Origin of the sequence: Lutibacter maritimus (assembly GCF_900116115.1) — a bacterium.
In the GTDB taxonomy this organism is placed as follows: Bacteria; Bacteroidota; Bacteroidia; order Flavobacteriales; family Flavobacteriaceae; genus Lutibacter; species Lutibacter maritimus.
Window position 1 is genome coordinate 79,917 of the sequence record NZ_FOZP01000007.1, and the last position, 18,400, is coordinate 98,316.

The 18,400-nt window shown below is 28.8% G+C and carries 20 protein-coding genes; 18 read left to right on the forward strand and 2 right to left on the reverse strand.

Features of this window, described 5'->3' with window-relative positions; translation table 11 throughout:
- The first annotated feature begins 3 nt into the window (after nt 1-3).
- The 3 genes from BM335_RS12050 (at nt 4) to BM335_RS12060 (ending at nt 3,571) form a co-directional block, all read left to right on the forward strand.
- The gene (locus BM335_RS12050; protein WP_090228043.1) at nt 4-1,188 is read left to right on the forward strand and encodes a thiolase family protein; all 1,185 of its coding nucleotides are present in this window, start codon (nt 4-6) and stop codon (nt 1,186-1,188) included.
- 29 nt (nt 1,189-1,217) lie between these two features.
- Complete coding sequence (locus BM335_RS12055; protein WP_090228048.1) at nt 1,218-3,011, forward strand: acyl-CoA dehydrogenase family protein; 1,794 nt, start codon at nt 1,218-1,220, stop codon at nt 3,009-3,011.
- Between the two features lie 152 nt (nt 3,012-3,163).
- Nucleotides 3,164-3,571: a hypothetical protein gene (locus BM335_RS12060; protein WP_090228053.1), complete on the forward strand. Its 408-nt coding sequence runs from the start codon at nt 3,164-3,166 to the stop codon at nt 3,569-3,571.
- Here the strand turns inward: BM335_RS12060 and BM335_RS12065 are convergent.
- Nucleotides 3,568-5,064 (reverse strand): YfcC family protein, encoded by a 1,497-nt coding sequence (locus tag BM335_RS12065; protein ID WP_090228056.1) that lies wholly within the window; start codon nt 5,062-5,064, stop codon nt 3,568-3,570. The genes BM335_RS12060 and BM335_RS12065 overlap by 4 nt on opposite strands.
- 75 nt (nt 5,065-5,139) lie before the next feature.
- Here BM335_RS12065 and BM335_RS12070 point away from each other — a divergent pair, with 75 nt between their 5' ends.
- The gene (locus BM335_RS12070) at nt 5,140-5,904 is read left to right on the forward strand and encodes an MBL fold metallo-hydrolase (RefSeq protein ID WP_090228061.1); all 765 of its coding nucleotides are present in this window, start codon (nt 5,140-5,142) and stop codon (nt 5,902-5,904) included.
- Here the strand turns inward: BM335_RS12070 and BM335_RS12075 are convergent.
- Nucleotides 5,901-7,172: a DUF2851 family protein gene (locus BM335_RS12075; protein ID WP_090228064.1), complete on the reverse strand. Its 1,272-nt coding sequence runs from the start codon at nt 7,170-7,172 to the stop codon at nt 5,901-5,903. The genes BM335_RS12070 and BM335_RS12075 overlap by 4 nt on opposite strands.
- Before the next feature lie 115 nt (nt 7,173-7,287).
- On the opposite strand from BM335_RS12075, the gene BM335_RS12080 reads away from it, so the two are divergent.
- The 14 genes from BM335_RS12080 to BM335_RS12145 all read left to right on the forward strand — a co-directional run bounded on the left by BM335_RS12080 (nt 7,288) and on the right by BM335_RS12145 (nt 18,367).
- The gene (locus BM335_RS12080) at nt 7,288-7,920 is read left to right on the forward strand and encodes an NAD(P)H-dependent oxidoreductase (RefSeq protein WP_090228069.1); all 633 of its coding nucleotides are present in this window, start codon (nt 7,288-7,290) and stop codon (nt 7,918-7,920) included.
- Nucleotides 7,921-7,951: 31 nt separating this feature from the next.
- The gene (locus tag BM335_RS12085) at nt 7,952-9,409 is read left to right on the forward strand and encodes an aminoacyl-histidine dipeptidase (RefSeq protein ID WP_090228071.1); all 1,458 of its coding nucleotides are present in this window, start codon (nt 7,952-7,954) and stop codon (nt 9,407-9,409) included.
- Nucleotides 9,410-9,529: 120 nt separating this feature from the next.
- Nucleotides 9,530-10,309 carry a ParA family protein gene (locus BM335_RS12090; protein WP_090228075.1) on the forward strand — a complete coding sequence of 260 codons (780 nt, stop codon included), beginning with the start codon at nt 9,530-9,532 and terminating at the stop codon, nt 10,307-10,309.
- Entirely contained in the window at nt 10,293-11,192 is a 900-nt protein-coding gene (locus BM335_RS12095; RefSeq protein ID WP_090228080.1) for a ParB/RepB/Spo0J family partition protein, read from the forward strand. Before BM335_RS12090 ends, BM335_RS12095 begins: the two co-directional genes overlap by 17 nt.
- Nucleotides 11,192-11,770: a DUF5683 domain-containing protein gene (locus BM335_RS12100; protein ID WP_317041038.1), complete on the forward strand. Its 579-nt coding sequence runs from the start codon at nt 11,192-11,194 to the stop codon at nt 11,768-11,770. The genes BM335_RS12095 and BM335_RS12100 overlap by 1 nt, the downstream gene beginning before the upstream one ends.
- Nucleotides 11,771-11,772: 2 nt before the next feature.
- The gene (dapB, locus tag BM335_RS12105) at nt 11,773-12,474 is read left to right on the forward strand and encodes a 4-hydroxy-tetrahydrodipicolinate reductase (protein WP_090228088.1); all 702 of its coding nucleotides are present in this window, start codon (nt 11,773-11,775) and stop codon (nt 12,472-12,474) included.
- Between the two features lie 16 nt (nt 12,475-12,490).
- On the forward strand, nt 12,491-14,032 hold the full coding sequence (gene lepB / locus BM335_RS12110) for a signal peptidase I (RefSeq protein ID WP_090228093.1): 1,542 nt from the start codon (nt 12,491-12,493) through the stop codon (nt 14,030-14,032).
- A 74-nt stretch (nt 14,033-14,106) separates the two neighbouring features.
- Nucleotides 14,107-14,715: a WbqC family protein gene (locus BM335_RS12115; RefSeq protein ID WP_090228097.1), complete on the forward strand. Its 609-nt coding sequence runs from the start codon at nt 14,107-14,109 to the stop codon at nt 14,713-14,715.
- Nucleotides 14,716-15,030 carry a DUF6122 family protein gene (locus BM335_RS15920; RefSeq protein ID WP_262493867.1) on the forward strand — a complete coding sequence of 105 codons (315 nt, stop codon included), beginning with the start codon at nt 14,716-14,718 and terminating at the stop codon, nt 15,028-15,030.
- A gap of 117 nt (nt 15,031-15,147) precedes the next feature.
- Complete coding sequence (locus BM335_RS12125) at nt 15,148-15,747, forward strand: YiiX/YebB-like N1pC/P60 family cysteine hydrolase (RefSeq protein WP_090228100.1); 600 nt, start codon at nt 15,148-15,150, stop codon at nt 15,745-15,747.
- Between the two features lie 19 nt (nt 15,748-15,766).
- Nucleotides 15,767-16,180, forward strand: a complete 414-nt coding sequence (locus BM335_RS12130) for a DUF4878 domain-containing protein (RefSeq protein WP_090228104.1) — start codon at nt 15,767-15,769, stop codon at nt 16,178-16,180.
- A 4-nt stretch (nt 16,181-16,184) separates the two neighbouring features.
- Nucleotides 16,185-16,589, forward strand: a complete 405-nt coding sequence (locus BM335_RS12135) for a hypothetical protein (RefSeq protein ID WP_090228108.1) — start codon at nt 16,185-16,187, stop codon at nt 16,587-16,589.
- Between the two features lie 52 nt (nt 16,590-16,641).
- A complete protein-coding gene (locus BM335_RS12140; RefSeq protein WP_090228112.1) occupies nt 16,642-17,820 on the forward strand; it encodes a hypothetical protein in 1,179 nt (392 codons plus the stop codon).
- A 25-nt stretch (nt 17,821-17,845) separates the two neighbouring features.
- Complete coding sequence (locus BM335_RS12145; RefSeq protein WP_143102423.1) at nt 17,846-18,367, forward strand: hypothetical protein; 522 nt, start codon at nt 17,846-17,848, stop codon at nt 18,365-18,367.
- Nucleotides 18,368-18,400 lie beyond the last annotated feature (33 nt).

Below are 18,400 nucleotides of genomic sequence, written 5' to 3' on the forward strand. Positions count from 1 at the left end.
AAAATGAAAACAGCATATATAGTACAAGGATATAGAACAGCAGTTGGGAAAGCTCCAAAAGGAGTTTTTAGGTTTAAAAGACCTGATGAATTAGCTGCTGAAACAATAGAATATTTATTAAAAGATATTCCACAATTAGATAAGCATAGAATTGATGATGTAATTGTTGGAAACGCCATGCCAGAAGCAGAACAAGGCTTAAATATGGGGCGTTTAATTTCATTAATGGGATTAAAAATTGAAGATGTTCCTGGAATGACCGTTAATAGATATTGTGCTTCAGGATTAGAAACTGTAAGTATTGCGGTTGCAAAAATTCAATCTGGAATGGCAGATTGTATTATTGCGGGTGGTGTTGAAAGCATGAGTTATATTCCTATGGGAGGTTATCGTCCAGTTCCTAATTACAAATCGGCAAAAGAAGGACATGAAGACTATTATTGGGGAATGGGTTTAACTGCTGAAGCTGTAGCAAAACAGTTTAAAGTTTCTCGTGAAGACCAAGATAAATTTTCTTATAACTCTCACATGAAAGCTCTAAAAGCTCAAGCTGAAGGGAAATTTGATGACGATATTGTACCCATCACAGTTGAAAATATTTTTATAGGTGAAAACGGTAAAAAACAAACTAAAAATTACACAGTGTCTGTTGATGAAGGTCCACGTAAAGGAACTTCACTAGAAGCTTTGGCAAAACTACGACCAGTATTTGCTTTAGACGGAACTGTTACTGCTGGTAACTCTTCACAAATGAGTGATGGTGCTGCATTTTTATTAATTATGAGTGAGGAAATGGTGAAAGAATTAAATATTGAACCAATTGCTCGTATGGTTTCTTTTGCTGCCGTGGGTGTTGAACCTCGCATTATGGGAATTGGTCCTGTAAAAGCAATTCCAAAAGCATTAAAACAAGCCAATTTAACATTAAATGACATTGATTTAATTGAATTGAATGAAGCTTTTGCCTCACAATCATTAGCAGTAATGCGTGAGTTAAATATCAATCAAGAAATTGTAAATGTTAATGGAGGTGCTATTGCATTAGGGCATCCTCTTGGTTGTACAGGAGCAAAACTTTCTGTACAATTATTTAATGAAATGCGTCGTAGAAAAAACAAGTATGGTATCGTTACAATGTGTGTTGGAACTGGACAAGGTGCAGCAGGTGTATACGAATTATTGAAATAAAATATTAAAAATATAAACCTATTAAAATAATGGCAGCAATTAAAGGAGGAGAATTCCTAATCAAAGAAATTAAAGCAGAAGACATATTTGTATCTGAAGAGTTTACTGAAGAACAAAAAATGATGAAAGACGCGGTTATCGAATTTATTGACCGTGAAGTTTGGCCTCAAAAAGAACGTTTTGAAAATAAAGATTATGCATTAACTGAAGAAGTTATGCGTAAAGCTGGAGAAATGGGCTTTTTAGGTGTATCAATTCCTGAACAATACGGAGGAATTGGAATGGGTTTTGTTTCTACAATGTTAGTAACTGATTATATTTCATCAGCAACTGGATCATTAGGAACAGCATTTGGCGCACACACCGGAATTGGTACAATGCCAATATTTTTATACGGAACTGAAGAGCAAAAACAAAAATATTTACCATTATTAACATCAGGTCAAAAATTTGGCGCGTATTGTTTAACTGAACCAGGAGCAGGAAGTGATGCTAATTCAGGAAAAACAACTGCTGAATTAACTGCTGACGGTAAACATTACAAAATTAATGGTCAAAAAATGTGGATATCAAACGCAGGTTTTGCTGAAATTTTTATTGTATTTGCTCGTATTCAAGATGATAAAAACATCACTGCATTTATCATGGAATTTGATAAAAACAATCCGAATGGTGTAACTTTAGGTGAAGAAGAAAAAAAATTAGGAATTACATCTTCATCAACACGTCAGGTATTTTTTAGTGACACTTTAATCCCTGTAGAAAATATGTTATCCGAAAGAGGAAAAGGATTTAAAATTGCCATGAACTCTTTAAATGTTGGTCGTATAAAATTAGGTGCTGCGTGTTTAGATGCAAGTAGAAGAATTATTACAGAGTCAGTAAATTACGGTAACGAACGTAAACAATTTAAAACTGCCATTTCTAATTTTGGAGCAATTCAAAAGAAATATGCAGATATGAGTGCCAAAACTTTTACCATTGACGCTGGTTGTTATAGAGCTGCAAAAGACATTCAAAATATGATTGATGCAGGTTTAGAAAAAGGTAAATCGCACCAAGATGCAGAATTAGAAGCATTTCAAGAATATGCAATTGAATGTGCAATTATAAAAGTATTTGGATCAGAAGTTTCTCAATTTGTTTCAGATGAAGGAATTCAAATTTTTGGTGGAATGGGATTCTCAAAAGACACACCTATGGAAAGTGCTTGGAGAGATGCTAGAATTACTAGAATTTATGAAGGAACAAACGAAATAAATAGACTTTTAACTGTTGGAATGTTGCTAAAAAAAGCAATGAAAGGCGAAATTGATTTATTAACTCCAGCTATGGAAGTTGGAAATAGTTTGTTAGGAATACCTTCTTTTGATACGCCAGATTATGCTCTTTTATTATCAGAAGAAAAAGAAATGATTGCAAAATTAAAGAAAGCTTTTTTAATGATTGCAGGAAAAGCAGTTCAAACTTATGGAATGGATTTAGAAAATCACCAACAATTAGTTTTAGCTGCCGCTGAAGTTATGATTGAAATTTATATGGCTGAATCTGCTATTTTAAAAGCAGAAAAAGTTGCTAAATTAACTTCAGAAACTGAAGCGGAATGCCAAATTGCTATGGCAAAACTAAACCTATTTAATGCCGTTGAAAAAACAGCAACAATGGGTAAAGAAGCTATTGTTTATTTTGCTGAAGGAGATGAACAACGTATGTTGTTAATGGGATTAAAACGTTTTACAAAATACACTAACAACCCAAACCCAATTGCACTTAGAAAAGTAATTGCTGCTAAGGTAATTGCTGAAAACAAATATTGTTTTTAGATAAATTAAAATTCAATCAATTTAATTATTTTTAAAAGCTGTAACTTTTTTGTTACAGCTTTTATTTTTTACTTCTTTTTTTTTGTAACTTTATATCAACATCCAACCAAACTTATTGCCCCTTTGTTTCATCAATTTAAATTTTTCTGATTATGAAAAAAAATATTGGAATATGGATAGACTCTAAACAAGCCTTCATCATTAAATTATCAAACCACAAGCACACAATTAAAACCATTGAATCTAATATTGAATTTAGAGAGCGAGTTGAAGGGGAATCTAAAAAATTTGGGAGGTTTGGTGGACAATATATTTCTTATGAAAAGCACAGAGAAAATAAACAAATGTCTCAAACCAGCGAATTCATCAAAAAATTATTAAAAGAAATAACAAATTGCGATTCTTTTGTAATATTTGGGCCTTCAAAAATGAAAAAAATACTAAAAAAAGAAATTAAAAATAATATGCTCTTGGCTCCAAAACTTTTGGGTGTATTTAAATCTGAACAGTTAACAGAAAACCAAATGGTTGCTTGGGTAAAAGACTATTATAAAATTTAAAATAATAAGCCTCCCCATAAAATTACAAAAGCTAAAATGCCTAAAATTACCAAAAGTGGCCATATAAATTTTAGCCAAATATTGTAATTTACATTTACCATTGCTAATGATGGTAAAATTAAACCTGTTGGCGTAATAAAACTCATTAATCCCATACCAAACAAATATGTATTTACAATTTCTTCTGGCGGAACACCAACTACTGGCGCTAAAGAACTCATAATTGGCATAGTAACAACTGCCAAACCTGATGATGAGGAAATAAATAAAGTTAACACAAAAAACACAACCATTAATATTGGTAAAAATAATGTTGGAGGCATTCCTTCCACCAAATTTGTTGCGTAAAACAAAATGGTATCAGAAATTTGACCTTCACTTAGTATAAAAGTTACACCTCGGGCAATTCCAATTATAAATGAAACTCCTAATAAATCTTTTGCTCCATTTATAAATTCTTTGATAAAATTTTGTTCACCAACTCTTTGTAAAATTCCAATTAAAATTGCAGCCACTAAAAATAAAGCTGTCATTTCTTGAAACCACCATCCTAAAACAGAAACACCATAAATCATTACAATAAATGTTAATGCAAACAAACTCAACAAGCCTTTAGTAACTGTGCTTAATTTAGATTTTGGTGAAACTTCTACATTTGATACAAAAGGATTTTCAAGTTTTGTGTTATACAATAATGATTTTGTAGGGTCTTTTTTAATTTTATTTGCATAACGCATTACATACCAAATACAAATGATTAAACCTAAAACCAGCATTACCAACCTGCTATAAATACCAACGGTCCAATTTACACCAGCAGCATCTGACGCAATAATTGTTGAAAATGGATTTACTGTTGATGCCATTGTACCAATAGATGAACCAATATAAATTACAGCAACTGGAACAATTAAATCGTATCCTGCAGCTAAAAAAACTGGAACTAAAATTGGATAAAATGCTAATGTTTCTTCCGCTAAACCAAAGGTTGTTCCGCCAAAAGCAATAAGTGTTGTTACTATAATTATTAAAATACTTTCTCTCCCTTTTAATCTATGAGCTAAAAAACCAACACCATCATTAAAAGCTCCAGAACTGTTAAATACACCAATAAATCCTCCAATTATTAAAACAAATAATATAATATCTATTGCTTCATAAATTCCTTTAATTGGTGCAAACAAAATTTCAAAAAAACCTTGAGGTTTTGCTTCCACATTTTTATAGGTTCCTGGGATTGAAATTGGTTTTTTAATTTTTCCTTCTTTAAATTTATCTAAAGAAATAACTATATTTTTTTCATCTAATAATTTTTGAGTTGCTGTAAAGCGTTCCTGATTTTCAGATGAGCTTATAATAAATTCATTCGATGATTTTTCATATTGAAGTGTACTATATTTTCCCGCAGGAAGCAACCATGTTGCAATAGCACTTATTATAATTGCAATAATTAAGACAGAATATGGTGAAGGAAATTTTATAGCTGCTTTCATAATTAAAAAATGTGGCACAAAAATAGCAGTAATTAAATTAATAGTATATTTAACAACACATTTTTTAATTAATTTATGAACACAAAAATTATATCAACAGTACTTTTATTATTTATTAGCTTATTTGGTTTTTCTCAAAAACCAGCTATTGATGAAATTAAAACAGCAAATGGCGTATTAAAAATTCAACCCATTTTACACGGAAGTTTGGTCTTAACATACAATAATAAAACAATTTATGTAGATCCTTACGGAGGTTTCAATGGTTACAAAAATCTAAAAAATCCTGATATTGTATTAATTACAGATATTCACGGTGATCATTTAGATGAAAAAACATTAGATTCTATTAATACTTCTAAAGCAATATTTATTGCTCCAAAAGCGGTTCAAAATCAAATTTCAGCAAAATATAAATCTAAAATTTCTGTATTAGAAAACGGAAAAGGTGTACATCGTTTAGATTTTTTTATAAAAGCCTTGCCAATGTATAATTTACCAGAAAATCCGCCAAGTAAAAAACATCCAAAAGGGAGAGGAAACGGTTATGTTTTAACTATTGATAATTTACAAATTTATATTTCGGGTGATACAGAAGATATTCCAGAAATGAGAAATCTTCAAAATATTGATGTTGCTTTTGTTTGTATGAATTTACCGTATACAATGACAATTGAACAAGCTGCAAGTGCTGTTTTAGAGTTTCAACCTAAAATTGTGTATCCATACCATTATAGAGGCACAGAAGGTTTCAGTGATGTTGAAGCATTTAAAAAATTAGTAAATTCTAAAAACAACACTATTGATGTTCGATTAAGAGATTGGTATCCAAAAAATTAAGGTTTCAACAATTCTTTTCCAATAGCACATTGCAAACACAATTGTTTGCTACAATACTCATTTTTAAGTTGTAACAATGCCTGAGTTTCAAAGGCATTGTTACTTTTTATTATCAACTCATTAAACTTAGAAATTATTGTATTCTTTTCAGGCTTTAATTGCTCAATGAGTGAAATTACCGAAGTATAATCTGTTGCTCCTAAAGCTTTTAAATACATAAATTTTAAAGGAATTATTGTGTTTATTAGCAACAAATCAATAAATGATTTTGTGAGTTTTTTTGTGCTCTTTTTAGATTCTTTGTTAAACGTATAATGTGTTTCCCAAAATTGAGAAGTTGAAACATTAAAAATCGCATAAAAATCAACTAAATGTTCAATTTCAATAATTTTAGAAAATAAATTTTGAAATTTATAATATAATGATGCTAACTGTGATAAACGAATAGTAGGAAAATTATTTGGACGCAATCTAAAAAATTGAATTTCATTTTTTGAAATTGAAACTAATTTAAATTTTACTTTTAAATAATTATAGTCACTTTGTAATTGTTTAAAATATTCGTTTTCAATATTTTCACCCAATAATCCGGCTTGTCCAAACAACAAAGCTTCTAACTGATATTGGTTGTGTGCAACCTTTCTTAAAATAGAAAAATCAAAAGACAACGCTGTATTTAAAAATGCATCTGCATTAATTTTTAATCCAAAATTTTTGGCTAATAACACAAATAATGTTGCTTCCCAATTGTTATTTGTTGTATTTAAAACTTCCTGAAAATAGTTGGCTTTTTGTTCTAATCGTTCAAAATACAAACGTTCAATCCAATTTTTAATGGTAAATGAACCAACAGTTTCAATAGAGTTTTCACAATTAATCCAATGTTTCTTTTTATTAAATAGCTGTTTATAATTATCTAATAATTCTACAGATACAAACTCTTTTAATTCAAGTGTTGAAATTGGGTTGTTATTCTTTCTAAAAACATCAATATCATGATTCCAAACTACATGTAAAATAACAGAATCGTAGTTTTCATCTATTTCATGTTGATGAACATACCAGTCTGATGAATTTAAATGAATTTCAACATTTCCGGCCCAAAGTTGACCGTTAATCTCAATTTTTGAGTTTAAAAAATCTGGTCCTGAGTTAAAATTTTCAGTTCCTACACTAATAATTTGAATCTTTTCACCCAATGTAGAGCACAAATTATTGACTGAAAACAATTTAAGTTTCCATATAAAATGAAGTAAATTTTCTTTCATAGCATTTATTTACTTTATAAATATAAAAATTAACCTTGATATTTTAAAATTGAATTCAAATGTTACCTAATTTTCAATAAATTTGAAGTAATTTTGTGTTATTAAATTATATATAATGAAAATAATTAATAGTTTAGAATGGAGATATGCAACAAAAAAGTTTGATCCAGCTAAAAAATTATCAAATCAACAAATAGACACTTTAAAAAACGCATTTAATTTAACACCAACATCTTTTGGATTACAACCGTTAAAATTAATAGTAATTGAAAATAAAGAGTTACAAGAAAAATTTATTGAGCTTTCCTATTTTCAACGTCAAGTTGCAGATGCTTCTCACCTTTTAATTATTTGTGTTGAAAATGACACCACTACAAAAGACATAAATGCATATTTTGATTTAGAAAAAGAAATACGAAACGTTGATGAAACAGTAATTGCAAATTTTAGAAAGCAATTAATTGAAATGTATGCAAACAAAACCGCTGAAGAACGAAAATTATCAGCCGTTTATCAAGCATATATTGCTTTAGGCAATTTAATGACCGTTTGTGCTGTTGAAAATATTGATGCTTGTCCGCTAGAAGGTTTTATTCCTCAAAAAGTTGATGAACTTTTAAATTTAAAATCCTTAAATTTATCATCCGTTTTATTATTACCAGTTGGAATTAGAGCCAATGATGATATTATGAGCACGCTAAAAAAAGTAAGAAAACCACTGAATGAAATGATTATTAACATTTCATAAAAATACAAACCAAAAAATATCAAAACTAATTATGAATAAAGCAATAAGAACCCTTGAACCGAAAGAACTTTGGAACAATTTCGCCAATTTAAATGAAGTGCCAAGAGGGTCTAAAAAAGAAGACAAAGTAATCCAATTTATGGCTGACTTTGGAAAAAAATTAAACTTAGAAACCATTATCGATCCTGTTGGGAATGTAATTATAAAAAAACCTGCTTCAAAAGGTATGGAAAGCAGAAAAACTGTAGTATTACAATCGCATTTAGATATGGTTCATCAAAAAAATGCTACAACTAATTTTGATTTTGACACTGAAGGTATTAAAATGATTATTGATGGTGAATGGGTTAAAGCTGAAGGCACAACTTTAGGTGCAGACAATGGTTTAGGAGTTGCTGCTATAATGAGTGTTTTAGAATCTAAAAACATTCAACATCCAGCAATTGAAGCTTTATTTACTATTGATGAAGAAACTGGAATGACCGGAGCAATGGGCTTACAAGCTGGATATTTAAATGGTGAAATATTATTAAATTTAGATACAGAAGAAGATGATGAAATTGACATAGGTTGCGCTGGAGGAATTGATATAACTGCTCAAAACCCATACAACGCAGTAAATTCGCCAAGTAATAGTGTAGGGATTACAATTTCTGTTACAGGTTTAAATGGAGGACATTCAGGAATGGATATTCATAAAGGTTTAGGAAATGCAAATAAAATCATGAATCGCCTTTTATTTGGATCTCAGGAATTTGTGAGAGTTTCTGAAATAAATGGGGGAAGTTTAAGAAATGCTATTCCAAGAGAAAGTTTTGCAATTGTATCTGTAAAAGAACTTTATAAAGATCAATTTTTAAAAGTGATCAATAAAATTGCTAAAGAAATAAAATCTGAACTTAAAACAATAGATCCCAACCTTGAAATTACTTTTGTTGAAACAACTGTTCCAAAAAAAGTAATGACTTCAATCAGCCAAAACACCTTACTAAAAACCTTATATGCATTGCATAATGGAGTGTATAGAATGAGTAATGATATGGAAGGTTTAGTAGAAACTTCAAACAATATTGCACGTGTAATAGTAAAAGATGAATTGATTAAAATTTTATGCTTAACACGTTCATCTGTTGAAAGCTCTAAATTTGATTTAGCAAACACTTTAAAAGCAACTTTTGAATTAAGCGGATTTAAAGTTACATTATCTGGTTCATACCCAGGCTGGAAACCAAATGTAAACTCTCCAATTTTAAAAGTTTTAAGTGAAACCTATGAAAAATTGTTTGAGAGCAAAGCTAATATTGTAGCCTGTCACGCTGGTTTAGAATGTGGAATTTTAGGAACTAATTATCCAGAAATGGATATGATTTCATTCGGTCCAACAATACAAGGAGCACATTCTCCAGATGAAAGAGCACACATAAAATCAGCTCAAAAGTTTTGGAAATTTTTACTCACCATATTGGAAAACATACCATTTAAAAAATAAAAATAAAAAAAGAGGTTAAAAAAATTAACCTCTTTTTTTTATCTCTTTGTTAACATTATTAGCTTTTATTAACCATAAATAATTGTATTTTTACAACTTAAAATAACTTGATAATCTTCAATGGGAAAAATTATTGCAATTGCCAATCAAAAAGGTGGTGTTGGCAAAACTACAACAACAGTAAATTTAGCTGCAGCACTTGGTGTTTTAGAAAAAAAAGTGTTGTTAATTGATGCTGATCCACAAGCAAATGCTTCATCAGGATTAGGTATTAATGTTGATGAGGTTGAAATTGGAACCTACCAATTATTAGAGCATGCTACTACTGCAAGAGAAGCCGCAACACCAACAAATTCTCCAAATGTTGACCTTATTCCTGCACATATTGATTTAGTAGCTATTGAAATTGAATTGGTTGATAAAAAAAATCGTGAATCAATGTTGAAAGAAATGTTGAAAGACATTAAAGATGATTACGATTTTATTTTAATTGACTGTGCGCCATCATTAGGTTTAATAACATTAAACTCATTAGTTGCAGCAGATTCTGTTATTATTCCAATTCAGTGCGAATATTATGCACTAGAAGGTTTAGGAAAATTATTAAACACCATAAAAAGTGTTCAAAAAATACACAATCCAAATTTAGATATTGAAGGATTATTATTAACCATGTATGATTCACGTTTACGTCTTTCAAACCAAGTTGTTGAAGAAGTAAATAAACATTTTCAAGATATGGTATTTAAAACCGTAATTCAAAGAAATGTGAGGCTAAGTGAAGCACCAAGTTTTGGTGAAAGTATTATCTCTTACGACGCTACAAGTAAAGGCGCTGTAAATTATATTAACTTAGCAAACGAAATTTTAAAACTAAATAAAAATGGCAAAGGCAATTAAAAAACAAGCACTTGGAAGAGGATTATCTGCCTTATTAAAAGAAACAAATTCAGATATAAATTCTGCAGAAGATAAATTTGCTGATAAATTAGTAGGAAATATTCTTGAAATTGAATTAGACTCTATAGAAGTAAACCCATATCAACCAAGAAGTTATTTTAATGAAGAAGCTTTAAGAGAATTAGCCAGTTCAATTAAAGAGCTTGGTGTTATACAACCCATTACAGTTCGTAAATTTGAAGGCAATAAATTTCAACTAGTATCTGGTGAACGCAGATTTAGAGCCTCAAAACTAATAGGAAATAAAACAATTCCTGCATATATTAGACTTGCCAATGACCAAGAAATGTTGGAAATGGCTTTGGTTGAAAATATACAACGTAAAGATTTAGATCCAATTGAAGTTGCACTAACTTACCAACGATTAATTGATGAAATAGATTTAACGCAAGAAGAAATGAGTGTTCGTGTTGGAAAAAAACGTTCTACAATTAGCAATTATTTACGATTACTAAAATTAGATCCAATTATTCAAACAGGAATGCGTGATGGATTTTTATCAATGGGACATGGTAGAGCTTTAATAAATGTTGAAGATCCTGAAGAACAATTAAAAATTTACGAAAAAATAATTGAAGAAAAACTCTCTGTTCGTCAAACTGAACAGTTAGTTAAAGATGGTAAAGAAACACCTGTAAAAATTATTTCTAACCCAACAAAACAAAAAGATAATCCAGAATTTATTTCAAAAGGATTAAAAACATTTAGCGCATACTTTGGACATAAAATTGACGTTAAACTTTCAGGCGTTGATAAAGGAAAAATTTTAATTCCTTTTCACTCTGAAGAAGATTTTAATCGTATAAAAAAATTATTAGAATAGTGTTGAAAAAGTGTTTTTACATACAAGTTGTTGTTGTTTTAATTTTCGCCTTTAAAAGTTATTCTCAAGAAGAAAATTTAGGCTTAAAAATAAAAGATACTATTTTTAACACAAATGACTTCAACCCTTTATCACCAGCCAAAGCTGCTTTTTATTCAGCAATTTTACCAGGATTAGGTCAGGCATATAACAAAAAGTATTGGAAAATTCCTTTTGTATATGGAGCCATTGGTACTGGGATATATTTTTACGATTCAAACAATAAAAATTATAACAGAGCAAGAACAGCCTACAAATTGAGAATAAATGATAAACCAGATGAGTTTGATGGTACAAATGGAAATATTTTATTATCAGATGATGCTTTAATTAGAGCTCAAAAAAGTTATAAAAAAGATAGAGATTTATCATTACTTGTTACCATAGGTATATATTTCTTACAAATTATTGAAGCAAGTACAAACGCACATTTATTACAACATAATGTTGATGATAATTTATCTTTTTCTCCACAAATAATTCAAAATTCGGTCACTAATAAATCCATTGTTGGTGCCTCAATTAATTTTAATTTTTAAGAATGAAAATAGCACTTTTAGGTTACGGAAGGATGGGAAAAACAATTGAACAAATTGCTTTACAACGCGGTCATACTATTGTTTTAAAAGTTGATGAAAACACCGAAAGTTATGATATTAATAAAGCTGATATTGCAATAGACTTTAGTATTCCAGTAGTTGCATTTAACAACATTTCAAACTGTTTAAATAACAATGTTCCTGTGGTTAGCGGAACAACTGGTTGGTTAAATAAGTTTAATAATGCTAAAGAACTTTGTCAACAAAAAAATGGCGGTTTTATTTATGCATCAAATTTTAGTTTAGGCGTAAACATTTTTTTTGAACTTAATGAGTATTTAGCTAAAATGATGCGCAATTTAAAACAATATCAAATTTCTATGGAAGAAATTCATCATACAAAAAAATTAGATGCTCCAAGTGGTACGGCAATTACTTTGGCTGAAGGAATTATAAAAAATTCTGACAAAGAAAGTTGGGCATTAACTGTAACAAATAACACTACTGAAATACCTATAGTTGCAAAACGTATTGATGATGTTCCTGGAACACACTCCGTTGAATATAAATCAGATGTAGATACTATTGATATCAAACACACAGCGCATAGCAGAGATGGTTTTGCTTTAGGAGCGGTTATTGCAGCTGAATGGTTGGTAGATAAAAAAGGTGTATTTACAATGAAAGACGTTTTAGGTATTTAATAAAAATTTAGTAATTATGACAATGATTGAATGGTTCATATTTTTCTTAATAATTCAGGTAATCCACTTTTTAGGAACTTGGAAATTATATGTAAAAGCAGGCAGAAAACCTTGGGAAGCAATAGTTCCAATTTATAATGGAATTATACTAATGAAAATAATAAAACGCCCTAGTTGGTGGATTGTTTTATTATTTATTCCAATTATAAATCTATTAATGTTTCCTGTAATTTGGGTTGAAACTGTTAGAAGTTTTGGAAAATACAAAACCATTGATTCATTTTTAGCAGTACTTACATTAGGTTTTTATATTTACTATTTAAATTATGTTGAAAACGTAACATATGTAGAAGATAGAAGTTTAAAATCTAGAACTGAATTAGGTGAATGGGTAAGTTCAATAGTTTTTGCTATAATTGCTGCAACAATTGTGCATACTTACTTTATGCAGCCTTATACAATTCCTACTTCTTCATTAGAAAAATCGTTACTAATTGGTGATTTTCTTTTTGTAAGTAAATTTCATTATGGTGCAAGAACTCCAATGACAACAGTTGCTGCACCTATGGTACATGACTCGTTGCCTTTAACAAAAATGAAATCATACTTAAACAAACCTCAACTTCCATATTTCAGAATTCCTGGGTTTGAAAATATAAAAAGAAACGAAATTGTTGTTTTTAATTGGCCTGTAGATACTGTTCGTTTTTTTAGAGATCATTCTAATATTCACATAGATAAACCTATTGATAAAAAATCTAATTATGTAAAACGTTGTGTTGGAATTCCTGGTGATTCACTTGAAATTAAAGATGGATACATTTTTATTAATGGAGAAAAAACAGTTTTACCAGACCGAGCAAAAACACAATATATGCATAAAGTGGTTACCAACGGACAACAATTAAATGGTACTACTTTAAGCAGATATAATGTTACTGAAGGACATTTTCAAGGAGATTTTTATATGTTAAATTTAACCGATGAAAATGCTGCAAAACTTAGTAAAAACCCAATAGTTAAAAGCGTTACAAAATTAGTTGAACCAAAAGGAAATTATAACAAATCAATTTTTCCACATAATGAGCAATATGCTTGGTCTATAGATAATTACGGCCCAATTTATATTCCTGAAGCTGGAAAAACTGTTGAAATAAATTCAAAAACACTACCATTTTACAAGCGAATTATCGAAGTTTATGAAAATAATGATTTAACCACCAATGGTGATGAAATTTATATCAACGGAAAATTAGCAAAAACCTATACTTTTAAACAAAACTATTATTGGATGATGGGAGATAACCGTCACAATTCTGAAGATGCACGTTATTGGGGTTATGTACCTTTTGATCACATTGTTGGAAAACCAGTTTTTATTTGGTTTAGTTGGGATAGCAACGCTGAAGGAATTGCAAACAAAATTCGTTGGGAACGCGTTTTTACCACTGTTCATGGTACTGGTGAACCTGTATCTTATTTATATTATTTTTTAGGTGCTTTACTACTTTGGTTTGGTTACAGTTCTTTTAAAAAACGTAAAAATAAAGAAGAATAAATTATCTTCATATAATTTAATAATTAGGAATCTAATTTCAATTAAATTCCTAATTATTTCAAGCTTCAACTATAATGACGTTACTTCAACCTACATTTTTTTCTCCAATAATTCAATATATAGCCACTCTACAGGCTTCTGAATTAATGTTTGAAATTGAAGATAACTTTCAAAAACAAACATATAGAAATAGATGTTATATTAATACATCAAACGGAAAACAACTAATAAATGTGCCTGTGCAGCACAGCAAAAACATAAAAATAAAAACAAAAGATGTAAAAATTGATTATAAAGATGATTGGCATAAACATTTTTTAAAAACGTTAAAAACTGCCTATAATTCCTCACCTTTTTTTGAATTTTATATAGATGATTTGTTACCTATAATTAATAAAAAATATAATTTCCTTTTAGATTTAAATTTTAGTTGTCACAACTTTGTAATGGAAGCTTTACAACTTGATATTCCTTTTTCTAAATCTATGGAATATGAAAAAGAATTTGATGGAAATGACTTTAGAAATCTAGCAAATGTATCAAAAGATCCTCTTAAATTAGATAAATACACACAAGTTTTTGATACCAACGGTTTTATTTCTAATTTAAGTATTTTAGACTTAATCTTTATGGAAGGTCCAAGTGCAGAAAATTATTTAATAAAACAAACACTTCAAATTTAATTGGAAACCTTTCAATTTATATCACATTACGGAATGCATTTTTTAGTTCCGGGAATTATTGCCTATATTTTTTTTAGAAAACGTTGGAAAAAAGTATGGCTAATTTTTATACTAACAATGCTTATAGATTTAGACCATTTATTAGCAACCCCAATTTTTGATGCAACAAGATGCAGCATTAATTTTCACCCACTTCACTCCTATTATGCCATCTTTTTTTATTTTTTGCTTTTATTTTCATCCAAAACAAGAATTATTGCCATTGGATTACTTTTTCATATACTAACTGATTTTATTGATTGTTTTTGGATATAGTTTTTACGATTTGAGAACTATTTTTACGATTTGATAATAAACGCTCAATAATTAGTTTTTAACTTTAATAAACTATTTAACACCCCATTTCATCTAAGTTTAATTCAAATTTAAACAATGATTAAGAAATGTTTATTACTGCTTTTTGGAATTATATATATACTGGGTGCAGTATTTATGTTGCATTTTTTCAACAATTATAATTCTATAGAAATTCCAAAAAATTTACATCTAAAAAATGGCGATTTAATTTTACGTTGTGGAAAATCAACAGAAAGTTATGCTGTAATTTTAGCCGATTCAAAAACCGAATTTTCACACATTGGTATTATAAGCATAGAAAACCAAGTTCCTTTTGTAATTCATGCTGTACCACATAAAAACCATCTTATAAAAAAAGATAAATTAAACGTTTTTTTAAGTTCAAAAAATGCATCAAAATATGCTGTGTACAGAGCAAATTTTAATGAAGAAGCAATGCAAAAAGTTACAATTGAAGCACAGCTTTTTTATGATAAAAAATGCACTTTTGATACTCATTTTGATTTAACAACAAACACAAAACTGTATTGTACTGAGCTAATTTTTAAAGCATTTAAAAATGCTGGAATTCCATTAAAAATACAACCAAAAGAATTTAATTACATAATTGGAAAACAACCAATTATACTTCCTTCCGAATTTACAAAAGCCCCTATTTTTAACAAAATTATTTAATTTTTAAAACAAATTTATTATGAAAAAATCAGCAATTTACGTAGCCATTTTAACAGTATTTTCATTTATTGGATTTTATTCTTGTAGTGGAACTAGCTCAAATTCACCTGGAAAAGCAGTGATTTCACTTTATGAAAAAATGAAAAGTCAAGATTTTGAAAAAGTTGCCAAAATGTATGTTACAAAAGACGGCGAACAATTATCTGAAGATGAAGCAAAAAAAATAGAAGGATTAATTGGAATGGGATCTAAAGAATATGAAAAAAAAGGTGGTTTAGATACAATTACCATTGATGAAGAAAAAATTAATGATGATGGAACATCTGCCAAAGTAGATTTTACAGTTCATTATAAAAATGGCGATACTGATAAAGAACATGCGTCATTAATAAAGGTAAATGGCGATTGGTTTATTCAAGTAACAAATTTTTAAAGTGATGAAAAAGTTTTTTATAATCACAACATTTGTGCTTTTTCTGATTAATTTTAAAATAGCTGCTCAAGAATATACGACCATTGAAATTTTAAATCTTGAACCCGAAATTGCAAGAAATGCTATCAACCAAACTTTTAAAGATTTAAAATTACCGCCAATGCATATTTGGAATAATGAAACTTCTACCGAAAGTAGTTTTTATACATATACCTCATTAATGGTGAAAAATAGGTTTGTTTTTAAAGTGGATGTTGAACCAAATAAATTAACTATCTCAATTATAAACAGGCAATATTATACAAATAATCATTGGGCTGATAGTCCATTACCAATGTCTAAAAAACAAGCTGCTAAAATTTTAAATCCAATAAAAGAGAAGATTTTAGAGTTAACTAAAAGTATTTAAATTCAATAATTAAACCCCAGGATTATGACTGGGGTTTTAAATTTTTCTACTTATGAAAACAAAATATGTTATACTATTGGTTTTATTTTATAACCTAACTATTGGCCAAGAAATAAAAAACACCAACTATATTTCAGGGACAATAAATGTTCCTATTCTTATAGATCAATTTCTAAGTGAAGATCACTTGGTGGATGACAGACGAGACTCAAATACAACATATGAAAATGTTTCTGGAGATATTTATACTCAACTTAAAAACACTCCAATTCATTTCAATAATAATGGAAGTTTTAGTGGCGTATTTAAGGAGGAAATTTATGATTTAATAACTGAAATATCAATATCTGGAAGCATTGATACAGAAAAAAATATGGGAAGTATTACAGTTTGTCAAAAAGAAACTAAAAATGTAAAAGCACATCCAATGAGTGTTTGTGATTACAACTACGAATATAGTTATACATATGAGTATAAAAATCTTCATGTGAGCAAAGGATTTGAATTTGGAAGAAATCTGAAAGATAATGTGGTTCCTTATTTATTTAAACCAAATGAAAACACAACATTAACAGTAAGTAACTATAAATACTCTGTAGACGAAAAATGCCCTAAACGCAATTTTTCAAAAGAATTTTTATTTAAAAACATTAAGCAAGACTATTTAAAAGAAAAACTAACTCAAAAGTATGGCTCCTATTTTTATTTTAATGTGTATTGGGATGGTACATTCATAGAAAAAAAAGAAGATGCTTTAGGTATTGCATTTTTTGAACAACCCAATGCCGCCACTATTGATTTAGAAACATTTACAACAATGTCTGGTAAAAAAATAACACAGGGTGAAAACAATAGTTCTGTTTATATGGAAGAGATAAAATATAATCTTATGGATAATAACCTCAGAATTGTTGAAAGAGCATTACTAGAAAAACTATTAGGAGAAATAAATTTGGGAAGCTCAGAATTAGCTGATCCTGCTGCAAGAGTAGAAGCTGGTAAAATTACTATTGCAGGTTTTTATATTCTTGGTAGTTTTACACGCGATAAAATAAAAAACACATTTAATTTAAGGGTTATTTATAATGAAACAGGTGAAATTGTATTTGCAAAAACACTTTCATTTATAGATTTCATCGACGTAGATAAGGTGAAAATTTTAGAACCTGAATTATCACAAGTAATTAAAAACTTCGCGAAAAAGAGAAATCTGTCAGTTTTTAAAAATTAAAATTAATAGACAATAAAATTAAATTATGAAAAGCTTAATAAAAGTCAGAAAAATTCAATATTCCTTAATTTTCACATTCATTATACTATTTTTTTCAAACACAATGGTAATTGGACAAACTACCTATAAAAATTCTATTAAAATTAACGGCAACAGTACAAGTTACGCTGGATATATTATTGCTGAATTAATTAAAAAGAACAATATTCAAATTTTTGATTTCACGGATAAAATAAATGAGGCAAGACAAGTAGAAGCTTCAATGAAAGATATTTGTAATCCGAATCATCGTGAATTTGCAATTAAAATTGAAGAAAATTTAAAAAACCTATCAGGCTTTAGAACTGTAGTAACTTTAAATGAAAATAGAAATATTTCCAAAAATTCTTTGGATATTCAAATAATAATTGAAAATTCTAGTATTAAAAAAGAATTAAAATATTCATTAGATTTTGGTAATACTGATGAAGATTTAATTAAATGTAATAATTTATTTTTATCTCAAGTAGAGGAAATTGCCAATAATATAGTACAATTTAGTAATTAATATTTAAAGGGTTGTTTAATTAAACAACCCTTT

What these genes read in the sequence shown, in the direction of transcription:
- BM335_RS12050 (WP_090228043.1), top strand. Translation starts at nt 4, where the DNA reads ATGAAAACAGCATATATAGTACAAGGATATAGAACAGCAGTTGGGAAA.
- BM335_RS12055 (WP_090228048.1), top strand. Translation starts at nt 1,218, where the DNA reads ATGGCAGCAATTAAAGGAGGAGAATTCCTAATCAAAGAAATTAAAGCA.
- BM335_RS12060 (WP_090228053.1), top strand. Translation starts at nt 3,164, where the DNA reads ATGAAAAAAAATATTGGAATATGGATAGACTCTAAACAAGCCTTCATC.
- BM335_RS12065 (WP_090228056.1), bottom strand. Translation starts at nt 5,064, where the DNA reads ATGAAAGCAGCTATAAAATTTCCTTCACCATATTCTGTCTTAATTATT.
- BM335_RS12070 (WP_090228061.1), top strand. Translation starts at nt 5,140, where the DNA reads ATGAACACAAAAATTATATCAACAGTACTTTTATTATTTATTAGCTTA.
- BM335_RS12075 (WP_090228064.1), bottom strand. Translation starts at nt 7,172, where the DNA reads ATGAAAGAAAATTTACTTCATTTTATATGGAAACTTAAATTGTTTTCA.
- BM335_RS12080 (WP_090228069.1), top strand. Translation starts at nt 7,288, where the DNA reads ATGAAAATAATTAATAGTTTAGAATGGAGATATGCAACAAAAAAGTTT.
- BM335_RS12085 (WP_090228071.1), top strand. Translation starts at nt 7,952, where the DNA reads ATGAATAAAGCAATAAGAACCCTTGAACCGAAAGAACTTTGGAACAAT.
- BM335_RS12090 (WP_090228075.1), top strand. Translation starts at nt 9,530, where the DNA reads ATGGGAAAAATTATTGCAATTGCCAATCAAAAAGGTGGTGTTGGCAAA.
- BM335_RS12095 (WP_090228080.1), top strand. Translation starts at nt 10,293, where the DNA reads ATGGCAAAGGCAATTAAAAAACAAGCACTTGGAAGAGGATTATCTGCC.
- dapB (WP_090228088.1), top strand. Translation starts at nt 11,773, where the DNA reads ATGAAAATAGCACTTTTAGGTTACGGAAGGATGGGAAAAACAATTGAA.
- lepB (WP_090228093.1), top strand. Translation starts at nt 12,491, where the DNA reads ATGACAATGATTGAATGGTTCATATTTTTCTTAATAATTCAGGTAATC.
- BM335_RS12115 (WP_090228097.1), top strand. Translation starts at nt 14,107, where the DNA reads ATGACGTTACTTCAACCTACATTTTTTTCTCCAATAATTCAATATATA.
- BM335_RS12125 (WP_090228100.1), top strand. Translation starts at nt 15,148, where the DNA reads ATGATTAAGAAATGTTTATTACTGCTTTTTGGAATTATATATATACTG.
- BM335_RS12130 (WP_090228104.1), top strand. Translation starts at nt 15,767, where the DNA reads ATGAAAAAATCAGCAATTTACGTAGCCATTTTAACAGTATTTTCATTT.
- BM335_RS12135 (WP_090228108.1), top strand. Translation starts at nt 16,185, where the DNA reads ATGAAAAAGTTTTTTATAATCACAACATTTGTGCTTTTTCTGATTAAT.
- BM335_RS12140 (WP_090228112.1), top strand. Translation starts at nt 16,642, where the DNA reads ATGAAAACAAAATATGTTATACTATTGGTTTTATTTTATAACCTAACT.
- BM335_RS12145 (WP_143102423.1), top strand. Translation starts at nt 17,846, where the DNA reads ATGAAAAGCTTAATAAAAGTCAGAAAAATTCAATATTCCTTAATTTTC.